The following is an 11,244-nucleotide window of genomic DNA, read 5'->3' as shown; positions in this document are numbered from 1 at the left end:
TGTGACCCACCTCGTGTGGGCCTTAAAAAATCGGGCGCAAATACGCCAAAGCGTATTTAATTGTACTACTTCATAACCTCGTATAATTCAAGAAATTTTGTATTGAAGTCCCCACCAACAAATGTTTCGTGATTCATGAGCTTGAGGTGGAAAGGAATCGTCGTGTGTACACCTTCAATTACAAATTCGCCAAGAGCACGCTTCATTCTGGCAACTGCTTCTTCCCTCGTCGCTCCATATGTAATGAGCTTAGCAATCATTGAATCATAATATGGAGGTATTGAATAGCCTGGATAGACTGCCGAGTCTACTCTTACCCCAAAACCACCTGGAGGTAAATACATTTCAATTTTCCCAGGTGAAGGCATGAAATTCTTCTCTGGATTCTCTGCATTGATTCGGCATTCAATTGCCCAACCTTTGAATGTTACATCACTTTGAGTTAATGAAAGCTTTTCTCCAGATGCAACACGAATCATTTCTTTAATTAAGTCTACGCCAGTTACCATCTCAGTAACGGGATGCTCAACTTGAATTCTTGTATTCATTTCCATGAAATAGAATTTATCATTGTTATGATCATAGATAAATTCGATTGTACCTGCACCTGAGTAATCAACAGCTTGAGCCGCTTTAACAGCAGCCTCACCCATTTGTTGTCTTGTTGCTTCATTTAGAGCAGGTGAAGGTGTTTCTTCAACAAGTTTTTGCAAACGACGTTGAATCGAGCAATCTCTCTCCCCTAAATGTATCACATTTCCGTGGTTATCAGCTAATACTTGAATCTCCACATGGCGGAAATCTTGAATATATTTTTCAATATAAACGCCGGGGTTACCAAAAGCAGTTGCTGCTTCTTGCTGAGTGATGTTGATACCTTTAACAAGTTCCTCTTCATCCTTAGCCACACGGATCCCTTTACCACCGCCACCGGCAGTAGCTTTGATAATAACAGGGTAACCCATATCATTTGCAAGTGCGATCGCATCATCTGTATCCTTGATAATACCTTGAGAACCCGGCACGATTGGTACTCCCGCTTCTCTCATCGTTTCACGGGCAACGTCCTTTGTTCCCATCTTGTTAATCGCTTCAGGACTTGGGCCAATGAACGTTAGGTTTACTTCACGGCAAAGCTCTGCGAAATCTGCATTTTCTGCTAAAAAGCCATATCCAGGGTGAATACCTTCACTTTCTGTTAGCTTTGCAACACTAATAATATTTGTAAAATTTAAATAGCTATCTTTTGAGGATTTAGGACCAATACAATAGGCCTCATCTGCTAATTGGACGTGAAGTGATTCACGGTCTGCCTCAGAGAAGACGGCTACCGTTTCAATTCCAAGCTCTTTACAAGCTCGAATGATTCGAACTGCAATTTCTCCACGATTTGCTATTAATATCTTTTTTAACATACGGTCGCTCCTTACTTATGCTTTTACTAGGAATAATGGTTGGCCATACTCCACAAGCTGACCATTCTCTACTAAAATTTCAACGATTTCTCCATTCACTTCTGCTTCGATTTCGTTGAATAGCTTCATTGCTTCTACAATACATACAACTGAATCTTCTTTTACTTTATCACCCTTTTGAACATAAACATCTGCATCTGGTGATGGAGACGAGTAGAAAGTACCAACCATCGGTGAAACAATTTTATGTAAGTTTTCATCAACAGTGGGTTCAGCTGCAACAGGTGCTGCTGGCTTTGCTTGTGGTTGTACAGGTTGTGCTGCAGGCACGGCTACCTCAGTAACAACTGGAGCAACAGACTGTGCTTGTACTTTGCTTTCAACAACTGTCGGAACAATCGTTTCTTTATTTTTCTTCATTTTAATTTTTGAGCCTTCGCTCTCAAATGAAAACTCATCAATATTTGAATCATTAACTAACTTAATAAGCTCACGTAGCTCTTGGATTTTTAACATTGGTTACACTCCTTGTAAATAAATCAAAATATATTTCAAATTTTTAGAGCAGCATTTTATTGCTAGTATTAGTACCACATACTAATATGATACGATACTTAAAAGGTTCATTTCAATATTTTACAGAGATTTTTTATCGAAAACCTTAAAATCGATAATCAAATCATATCAGAACCTTCCCTCAAAATCACTTATTTATGAAAAACATAAAAAAGCACGGTCATTAAAAACCGTGCTTTTGGTAGTATTACTTTTCTTTTTCACCTGTTAATTCAAATTGTACAGCAACATTTTGAAGTTCACCTAACTCGCTGCGAACTAGGCGTAGTATTTCGTTAGCTTGCTTCTTTGAGCTGTCCTTCGATTTAACTGTGATCTTAATTTTGTCTCCTTCTACGCGAACCAAAGCATCCTCGTAGTTATTACTTTTAATCATTGTTTCAATAATTTTTTCTTTTGTCGCAATATCTTCAAGTTTTTGTAATTCATCCCACGCTTTGAGCTTTTGGTCAGCTGTAAGCTCTGTTGAAGCTGTTTGTGCTTCCAAATTGCTCCTCATTTTACTGCGATGTTCATCGACTTGAAGACGTAATTCAGCAAAATATTCATCACTTGCAACTGATGAAATGACATTGCCATTTTCATCTTCCTCTACAGTAACACTTGCACCGTCTTTATTATCCGTGGACGTTTCCATATTTTCTTTTTCATTGTCCTTTTGCTCATCTTGCTCCATTGCCACATTATTATTGTTGTTTTCAGGTGTTGTAATATAATAGACTGATAATACAACAACAAGACTTAACATTGTTAATAACCATACCGTTTGCTTTTTCAATAACATTTTATGAATCCCCCTTCGTTTTCCTTGGTACAACTGCTACCTTGTGATTTGGAACATCAAATCCTTTTGTAACAGCCTCCACTACCATTTGTTTTATTTTTGCATTCTCAACACCCTTAGCGACGATTAGAACACTTCGAATCTCCGGCTTTTCAATTTTCAGGATGATAGGCGTTTCTGAATCACCACTGCGGATGATGACAACTTGCTCATCGCTTGTGATATCCTCAACTTGTCGTTTTCCACCATCCCTGTCCTCTTCATTTGTGATTTGGCTTTGGGTTACGGTGTTTTTTTCAAGAATTTTTGTTTCCGTAGCATCTACACTAACTGAAACAATTACATCCTCTACTCCTGCAATGGCTTCAAGTGCCTCTTTGAGCTCGTTTTCATAACGATCCTCATATTTTGTGATTGCCAATGTTAGGTCATCCTTTTGCTGTCCAAACGTTGGCTCATCTTTTGCACTTACTTCTGAAGAAGAAGCTGTCATAACAGATGATGTAGGTTTGTCACCTGAAAATAGATTACTTATTAACATAAAGGCTATTCCAACTGCTAATAAAAGTAAGAAATATTGGTTTTTCTTGTTTCCCTTTTTATCCGGTAGTTCATCCTTAGACCCAGAGAACATCCCTTTGATTGTGTTCAAAATTCCTTTGTTCTTATCCATCTACGACTCTTCCCCCCCTTCCACAGTGACTACGATTTTTTCTGAGTCAATTTCCCATCTAGAAGATAATGATTTTGTGATTGCTTTGACGTTGGTTTGATCTACTTTTTTATACACTGGTTCAATCTGTTTGGAGGTATCAATCTCAACTGATTTGACTACTGGGACATTATCAGGCGCGGCAGTCTCTTTTGATAACACCACCTCGATTGACTGAATGTCATCCAACATTTCATCCAAAGTAACAATTTCCTTATTGTCAATTGCACTTGAAAGGGATACATTTACTTTTTGAACAGTTAAATCATATTCGTTTTGCACCAACTCCTCTTCCACTTCAGATTCCAATTGGACAGCCATTGTTTCTAAAATATATGCACGTTGTGAGGCTTGTATTTCTTTTTTCTTCAAATCTATTAAATTTTCTAGATTTTTTTCACTTTGAACCGGCTTTAAGTTCATATTTAACAAGGCCTGATCCAAATCAGATTTAAAAAGGGAGAACAACGGAGTTAAGATGATTAAGATTAATAACAGCCCTGTTACCATTTTTACGTATTTTTGCATACTCGAGCTTGGCAGCAGCATGTCCACAATTGTAGCAAGTAAAATAAATAAAATAATGTTCGTTATCCATTCAGCAATAAAACTCAGTGTCCTCACCTCCAAACCGAATTGTCTAGCTCTAGGTACCATCGGCTCTCTGATCTAAGCCAATCGCTTCCGAAGGTAAAGAGCACCTTCTGTCAGCGCTCGCCTTATGCTTGACTTGCACAGGAAGTGCTGACATCGACGTTTGCCACAGGACGTGGCAGTAGTTAGTCGATGTTCCTCTAGCAAGGCGCCTTGCGCTTTTCTTTCTATCTAACCATTAATGTCAGGTTTCCAGCTGCAACAATGACCGTAATACTCAGGAAAAACATCAGTGATACGATTGCTAATGCTGCAAAAATATAAATGACACTTTTACTGATGATATCTAAGCATGCAATGACAGGTCCACCGCCAAGCGGCTGTAAGAGTGCCGCTGCCAGCTTATAAATAATCGCTAGGGACAGCACCTTGATTGCAGGAAATGCTGCAATTAACAGAAGAATGACTACCCCAAAAATCCCCACTGTATTTTTTAAAATAACTGATGCGCTTATAACGGTATCGGTGGCATCTGTGAACATTCGGCCAATGACAGGTATAAAATTGCCGGTAATAAATTTTGCTGTCCGAATTGTTATTCCGTCCGCAACCGCTGTCGTGGTGCCCTGAACGGATATAACCCCAAGAAAAATAGTCAAGAATACACCAATAATTCCAATACTCACATTTCGGAGTAACTGCGCAAGTTGTGTCACCTTGTACTGCTCGCTTAGAGTACTCACAATGCTTAGTAATGCAGCCATAAACAAAAGCGGTAGAACGATATATTGAATCAAAAGCCCACTTGTGTTCATTAAAAATAAAATTAGTGGGTGGAAAAATGCCGCTGATGCAATTCCTCCTGATGATGCCACCAATGCTAGCAATAAAGGTACTAGCGCTAAGATAAAGTTTATCATCGACTGGATGGCTTCCTCCGTGTACATGATGGCAACCCTGAAGCTATTTAAGGCGATGATGATTAACACCATGTAGACAATCGAATATGCCACCTTGCTGACAGCACTTTTCTCAAATGAATTTTGCAGTGTTTGTAAAAACATACTAAAAACCGTAAGCATGATCAGTGTGCTAAGAAGCTTTCCATTGGCAATTAACTCGTGGAACACGAATTTGACGAGTCCAAGCAGCCATTCCTTCAATGACAGCTCCTTCTCGCCACGAATGAATTCTAGTAAACTACCCTTTTGACTTTCAGGTAAATATCCACCATATTCCGTTACAATTTCATCCCAAAATTGTTTTATTTCGTCAATGCCGAGGGTTTCAAGCTGCTCCTCAACCTGATTTTGAATTTGATTTTCGATGATTTCTTGCTGTGAGGGTGAGGCTTGTACAAATTGAGGTAATGAAAAAAAGAAAAGAAATAAAACTATGACAGAAAAAGCTCTGCTACCGGTCATGCCAACCACCCCCTTGAAAACCTTGTTTCTATGGATTTAACTAGGAATAAGTCCAATGATTGTTTCTATTAAAACGGTTAGAATTGGTATCGCCATTGCTAAAATTAAAATTTTTCCTCCAAGTTCAATCTTTGAGGCAATGGATCCTTGACCTGCATCCTTTGTAATTTGTGCTCCAAATTCGGCGATGTAGGCAATTCCAATGATTTTAAGAATGGTTTCCACATAAACAGTGTTCACATTTGCGTTAATCGCAACCTTTTCAAGCATCCGAATGATATCAGCAATTTCTCCAACTAAAAAGAGGAAAATCACACATCCAATAAACACGACAAGCATAAAGGCAAAGGTTGGTTTTTGTTCTTTGACAATGAGAGCTAGAAAGGTCCCAATTAAACCTAATCCAACGATTTGTATAATTTCAATCGCTCATCCCCTCCTTACCCCTGAAAGAGAAATACAGCTTTAATCTTTTTAAAGAGGTCCTCTACGATTGTTGCAACCATAAACAGGATATAGATGAAGCCCAATAATGTTACCCACTGGGCGTACTCCTTTTTACCCATCTGATCTAGGATTGTATGGAGAAAGGCAACCACAATTCCTACACCGGCTATTTGAAAAATAATATTTACATCCACTCCCATTCGCTTCTTCTCCCCCTAAATCAATAAAATGACTACTAATAATCCTGACAAAAAGCCCAGACTTTTCACCATTTTTTCATAACGCAATTGTCTATCCTTTGCTTCGATTTCTTCTCGTTCAAGATGGGTAATAGCCAGTAATATGTGCTTCTGTTGTGAGGTTCTGTCATGCTGCCCAAGCGTTTCACCAAATTGCTGAAGAATCTCAATTTCTCCTTGATGAAAAGCAGTCAACTTGGACACCTCTTTCAGACTTTCATCCCAAGCTACCTTTACACTGACATCGCCCGTTTGAAGCCGTTTTGCAAACCCTTCGAAAAAATATGAAATGGGCTTCGGAATTTGTCTTGAAAGATGAGTAGCCACATCAATTAATGGAACATGTCCATACATGATTTCCGCTTCTAGCGATTGCAAAGCTGTTTTCAGCATCCTCAGCTGGCGAGGCCTATCACTTAATCGGCGTGCCGCCTCAAATCCAGCCCATGTTGTTGCAAGTAAAATAAATATCGCTCCAATTATTTTTATCATCTATGTCACGCTCACTTTTGGTAAAAGTTGCTTTCCATTTGGACCAAGGATTGCTCTTACAGTTCCTGGACCGTTTGTGCGCGATAGCTCTACAAATCTTTCAATAACTCCCGCTTTGATAACTTTTTCAAGAGATGGTCGCTTCATGAGGTCTGAAATCTGATGCCCATGTGCAGTGACAATCAAACTGACACCAGCATTAACAGCCTCCATAATCGCCTGACTGTCTTCCTCTCTACCAATCTCGTCCACTATTAATACATCAGGACTCATCGACCTGATCATCATCATCATTCCTTCTGCCTTCGGACAAGCATCAAGCACATCAACTCTTGGTCCTAGAGATGCTTGTGGAACCCCTTTTACACATCCAGCGATCTCAGAACGCTCATCAACGATACCTACCTTCATTGCGGGAATCCGTCTTGTTTCGATGCCTGTGCTAATCATTCTTGCAAGGTCCCTTAATAACGTGGTTTTACCGGTTTGCGGTGGGCCTATAATGATAGAGTTTTTCCAATACGAGTCATAGAGATATGGTGCAAGTGGTTCCGCAACGCCGATTTTTTGTTTGGCAACCCGAATATTGAAGGAGGTTACATCTCGGATGGCTTTGACCATTCCATTTTCAGTGATGACTTTACCAGCTAGTCCAACTCGATGGCCGCCTTGAATGGTGACATAGCCCCGCTTCAGCTCTTCCTCGAGTGTGTAAATTGAGTATTGTCCTAGCTTATTAAGTAGCTGTATGGCGTCATCGCCTGTGACCGTATAATTGTGGAAAATCGGAATGCCATTCTCAATGATTTCAAGAGGCCTTGAGACCCTGACTCGAATTTCTTCCATTCTTTCTGTACGTTCTGGAGGATACTTGGCAATTACGCTAGCTATTGATTTTGGTAATACCTCGACTATTTCTTTCATATAGTAAACTCCTCTTATCAAATGCGCCTTGGGGTATTAGTCGCCCGCTTTTTAGGCCCACAGGAAGTGGGTCATAAAGACGAAGACATCGGCGTTCTTAGTCTTTAATCTAATTGCTCGAAAAATTTCCATTGAAAAATCGTGGCATCCACCGAAGGCTTTAACTTTATTCAGTCATGGTTTTGAACTCCCACCAAAATTGTTCACTCTTTATCATTTACTCCACTTATCAAAGCAAGGGATTTCAACTGAATAAAGTTAATCTCTCATATTTCAATGTATGCTAGCTTGGACACATTATGCCTACTCATCTGATATCTATCGGAAGATTCCATACAATATAAACGCAACCCCGAGCCCTATGAATATTAGTTTTGAATAAGACAACTGATCCGTCAATCCAATTAGTCCGATCGACATCGTCGAAATTAGAATGAGTGGCCCCACAATTGCAAGTAGCGCATTAACAGCTAACGCCTTTTTCACATCATTAAAAACTAGCATTAAAATAGCCGCCGTGATTTCTAAGCATCCTGATATGATCCTCAGTCCAGCCATTGTTAAAACTGTCGTATCAAACATGGAAAACATTCGTTTCATAGTAGTCCCCACCTAATCAAATTTCTTTTGTACAACCTATGCTTGTGGGGGGATTTTCAGAAGAGGAAATTTTTTAGAGGCAGAGTGGAGCGGTGGAATATAGGTGGGTTTGTGAATTTGGATTTTTCTTGATTTTATCCATACCTGTGCCTCTTTTCGGTGTGCGGGTTTCGCTTTTCCCTGTTATTTTCCCTAATTCATCTTAAAAAAATATCAAAAAAAAGAACCCACCTCAAACGGTGAGTCCTCAACATTATTTATTTACGCACGTGATATATAAGATCCTTCATCAGTGTTAATGATTAACACATCACCTTCATTTATGAAGAAAGGAACTTGTACAATTAAACCAGTTTCAAGGGTAGCTGGTTTAGAACCGCCAGAAGCTGTGTCCCCTTTAATGCCAGGTTCTGTTTCAGTAACCTTTAGCTCAACTGTGTTTGGAAGCTCTACTCCAAGTGTTTCAGTTTGGAACATCATAATATGAACTTCCATATTTTCTTTCAAGAACTTTAACTCATACTCAATTGCAGATGCTGGTAACTCGATTTGCTCATATGAATCATTATCCATGAATACATGTGAGTCGCCGTTAGCATACAAATATTGCATTCTGCGGTTTTCGATTTGTGCCTTTGCTACTTTTTCACCTGCACGGAAGGTTTTCTCTTGCACGTTACCTGTACGTAGGTTACGAAGCTTAGATCGAACGAATGCAGCACCTTTTCCTGGTTTAACGTGTTGGAAATCCATTACTCTCCAGATTCCACCGTCTACTTCAATTGTCAAACCTGTACGAAAATCGTTAACTGAAATCATATATTGTTTCCTCCTAATTCAATTGCGACAATCATTTGTCTATAGAATAATTAGTTCTTTCTTTGAGAATGTGAGCGATTCATTGCCATCTTTTCTGACAACTACATCATCTTCAATTCTTACGCCACCTAATCCTGCTATGTAAATTCCTGGTTCACAGGTTACGATCATCCCTGGTTCAAGTACATTATCGGATCGGAATGATAAGGATGGCTGCTCATGCACTTCCATACCAAGTCCGTGACCGGTGGAATGACCAAAATATTCACCATAGCCTTTCTCAGCAATGTAATCACGAGTTAGTGCATCAGCTTCTTTTCCTGTGATGCCTGCCTTGATGCCTGCCATTCCACGAAGTTGAGCCTCTAAAACAACATCATAAATATTTTTTAGTTCATCGCTAGGAGTACCAACAGCAACGGTACGTGTAATATCAGAACAGTATCCTTTATAATATGCACCAAAATCAAGCGTTACAAAATCTCCTTTTTCAATCACTTTGTCACTTGCTACCCCATGCGGTAATGCAGACCGATAGCCTGATGCAACAATTGTGTCGAATGAAGATGATATTGCTCCTTGTTTACGCATAAAGAATTCTAACTCGGTTGAAACTTCAATTTCTGTAATACCAGGACGAATTACATCTAAGATATATGTAAAAGCGGCGTCAGCTATCTCCGCAGCTTCCTTTAATATCTTAATCTCTGATTCTGTCTTAATCAAGCGTAAGTTTTCAATTGCACCTGAAATTGGAACAAGTTCAGCATTCACTTCTTTGTCATATGCTGTATATGTCGCATATGATAAGTCCTCTTGCTCAAATCCAAGCTTTTTAATTCCCATTTTTTCAGCTTGTTTAGCTACCTCTTCAATGATTGGACCTGAATGTTGCACAATCTCAAATTCCTTCACTTGTTCATTTGCTTGCTCCACATAGCGAAAATCTGTAATAAAAACGGAAGCTTTTTCAGAAATGAGGGCAACCCCGGCTGTACCCGTGAAATTTGTTATGTAACGTCTGTTGAAGCTATTGGTCACTAATAAACCATCGATTCCAAAGCCAGAAAAACTTTCTCGTAATTTTTCTAATTTACTCATCTAGCTTTCCCCCTAAGTGCTCTAACATTGCTAGTAGAGCAAGTTTGTAGCCATAGACACCTACTCCGACAATTTGTCCAATTGTCACAGGAGCTATGACTGATGTGTGTCGAAACTCTTCACGCTTATGAATATTTGAAATATGTATTTCCATTACAGGCACTGTGACCCCTGCGATCGCATCGCGGATGGCATAGCTATAATGGGTGAATGCAGCAGGATTCATCACGATTCCATCGTATTTTCCTTCTGCCTCATGAATGGCATCAATAATCGCACCTTCATGATTGGATTGGAAACAATCAAGTTCAGCATTTTGAGTTACGGCAAACTCAGTCAAATTTTTCTCCACATCTGCAAGTGTAACACTTCCATAAATATGTGGCTCCCGCAATCCGAGTCGGTTTAAATTAGGCCCGTTAATAAGGAGTATTTTTTTCATATGTAAAACTCCTTTAAAAATAGAATGTTCGAACAAGAACATTCTATCATAATTTCCCCTCATTTACCTACTCATTTGTAGAGACTGCTTGCCTTTCCCCCTTCATTTCGTTTTCCTCAAATGAAATCGAGTAACCAATAAAGACACCATATAGAATATAAAAGCATATTGTAGTAATAACTGTATTACGCTTTAGTTCGGCAACGGTTTTAATATCCGGAAAAATTGGATTAAACACATAAAAGACAATTAACCATAAAACAATGCCAAACCCCGCACCAACCCAAATGGACTGAAACTTTTTTAGCAAAGCATAATATAAAAGGGCTACACCAATTGATAGGATTCCAATCACAAAAATTCCAATAAATTGACCTAACACGCGATTTTTCCAATCACCAAGGATCCACGGTTTAAGGATAAGGTTAGGGCTCAGTTCTGTAAAATGAAACACATACGTAAAATAGGACAGCAAACTCCAAAAAATGCCTCCGAACAAGCCTATCACCACAACCTTGCCGATTAAAGACATCTCACCATCTTTTTTATTTTGTTCAAGTTCTGGATTCTTTTTTTCAGCATCTACCATAGGCTAACACCTCCATTTGCTAGTATGTCCCGAAACTTTATCAAATACGCTTTGGCGTATTTGCCGCCCAGATTTTTTAGGCCCAC

General features: G+C 39.2%; 15 protein-coding genes. All 15 read right to left on the bottom strand.

Annotation, left to right across the window (positions count from 1 at the left end; genetic code table 11):
- Positions 1-65 precede the first annotated feature (65 nt).
- Positions 66-1,415 carry an acetyl-CoA carboxylase biotin carboxylase subunit gene (gene accC / locus V7112_RS13540; protein WP_335420546.1) on the bottom strand — a complete coding sequence of 450 codons (1,350 nt, stop codon included), beginning with the start codon at positions 1,413-1,415 and terminating at the stop codon, positions 66-68.
- 15 nt (positions 1,416-1,430) lie between these two features.
- Entirely contained in the window at positions 1,431-1,931 is a 501-nt protein-coding gene (accB, locus tag V7112_RS13535) for an acetyl-CoA carboxylase biotin carboxyl carrier protein (RefSeq protein ID WP_335420543.1), read from the bottom strand.
- A gap of 247 nt (positions 1,932-2,178) precedes the next feature.
- Entirely contained in the window at positions 2,179-2,775 is a 597-nt protein-coding gene (locus V7112_RS13530) for a SpoIIIAH-like family protein (protein WP_335420540.1), read from the bottom strand.
- Between the two features lies 1 nt (position 2,776).
- On the bottom strand, positions 2,777-3,448 hold the full coding sequence (gene spoIIIAG, locus V7112_RS13525) for a stage III sporulation protein AG (RefSeq protein WP_335420537.1): 672 nt from the start codon (positions 3,446-3,448) through the stop codon (positions 2,777-2,779).
- The gene (spoIIIAF, locus tag V7112_RS13520; protein WP_335420534.1) at positions 3,449-4,144 is read right to left on the bottom strand and encodes a stage III sporulation protein AF; all 696 of its coding nucleotides are present in this window, start codon (positions 4,142-4,144) and stop codon (positions 3,449-3,451) included.
- Between the two features lie 164 nt (positions 4,145-4,308).
- Positions 4,309-5,505 carry a stage III sporulation protein AE gene (gene spoIIIAE / locus V7112_RS13515; protein WP_335420531.1) on the bottom strand — a complete coding sequence of 399 codons (1,197 nt, stop codon included), beginning with the start codon at positions 5,503-5,505 and terminating at the stop codon, positions 4,309-4,311.
- A gap of 36 nt (positions 5,506-5,541) precedes the next feature.
- Positions 5,542-5,931, bottom strand: a complete 390-nt coding sequence (gene spoIIIAD / locus V7112_RS13510; protein ID WP_335420607.1) for a stage III sporulation protein AD — start codon at positions 5,929-5,931, stop codon at positions 5,542-5,544.
- A gap of 14 nt (positions 5,932-5,945) precedes the next feature.
- A complete protein-coding gene (gene spoIIIAC, locus V7112_RS13505; RefSeq protein ID WP_010284588.1) occupies positions 5,946-6,152 on the bottom strand; it encodes a stage III sporulation protein AC in 207 nt (68 codons plus the stop codon).
- 15 nt (positions 6,153-6,167) lie between these two features.
- Entirely contained in the window at positions 6,168-6,683 is a 516-nt protein-coding gene (spoIIIAB, locus tag V7112_RS13500) for a stage III sporulation protein SpoIIIAB (protein ID WP_335420529.1), read from the bottom strand.
- A complete protein-coding gene (gene spoIIIAA, locus V7112_RS13495; RefSeq protein ID WP_335420526.1) occupies positions 6,684-7,607 on the bottom strand; it encodes a stage III sporulation protein AA in 924 nt (307 codons plus the stop codon). It abuts the gene before it with no gap.
- 318 nt (positions 7,608-7,925) lie between these two features.
- Positions 7,926-8,207: a YqhV family protein gene (locus tag V7112_RS13490; RefSeq protein WP_335420523.1), complete on the bottom strand. Its 282-nt coding sequence runs from the start codon at positions 8,205-8,207 to the stop codon at positions 7,926-7,928.
- A gap of 261 nt (positions 8,208-8,468) precedes the next feature.
- The gene (gene efp, locus V7112_RS13485) at positions 8,469-9,026 is read right to left on the bottom strand and encodes an elongation factor P (protein WP_335420520.1); all 558 of its coding nucleotides are present in this window, start codon (positions 9,024-9,026) and stop codon (positions 8,469-8,471) included.
- Between the two features lie 39 nt (positions 9,027-9,065).
- Positions 9,066-10,127 carry a M24 family metallopeptidase gene (locus tag V7112_RS13480; protein WP_335420518.1) on the bottom strand — a complete coding sequence of 354 codons (1,062 nt, stop codon included), beginning with the start codon at positions 10,125-10,127 and terminating at the stop codon, positions 9,066-9,068.
- Positions 10,120-10,569, bottom strand: coding sequence for a type II 3-dehydroquinate dehydratase (gene aroQ / locus V7112_RS13475; RefSeq protein WP_335420514.1), 450 nt, complete (start codon positions 10,567-10,569; stop codon positions 10,120-10,122). Before aroQ ends, V7112_RS13480 begins: the two co-directional genes overlap by 8 nt.
- Positions 10,570-10,636: 67 nt before the next feature.
- Complete coding sequence (locus tag V7112_RS13470) at positions 10,637-11,158, bottom strand: YqhR family membrane protein (protein WP_335420512.1); 522 nt, start codon at positions 11,156-11,158, stop codon at positions 10,637-10,639.
- Positions 11,159-11,244 lie beyond the last annotated feature (86 nt).

The organism is Bacillus sp. JJ1566 (genome assembly GCF_036962685.1).
In the GTDB taxonomy this organism is placed as follows: domain Bacteria; phylum Bacillota; class Bacilli; order Bacillales; family Bacillaceae_L; genus Ferdinandcohnia.
This window is presented reverse-complemented; position numbering and strand designations above follow the sequence as displayed.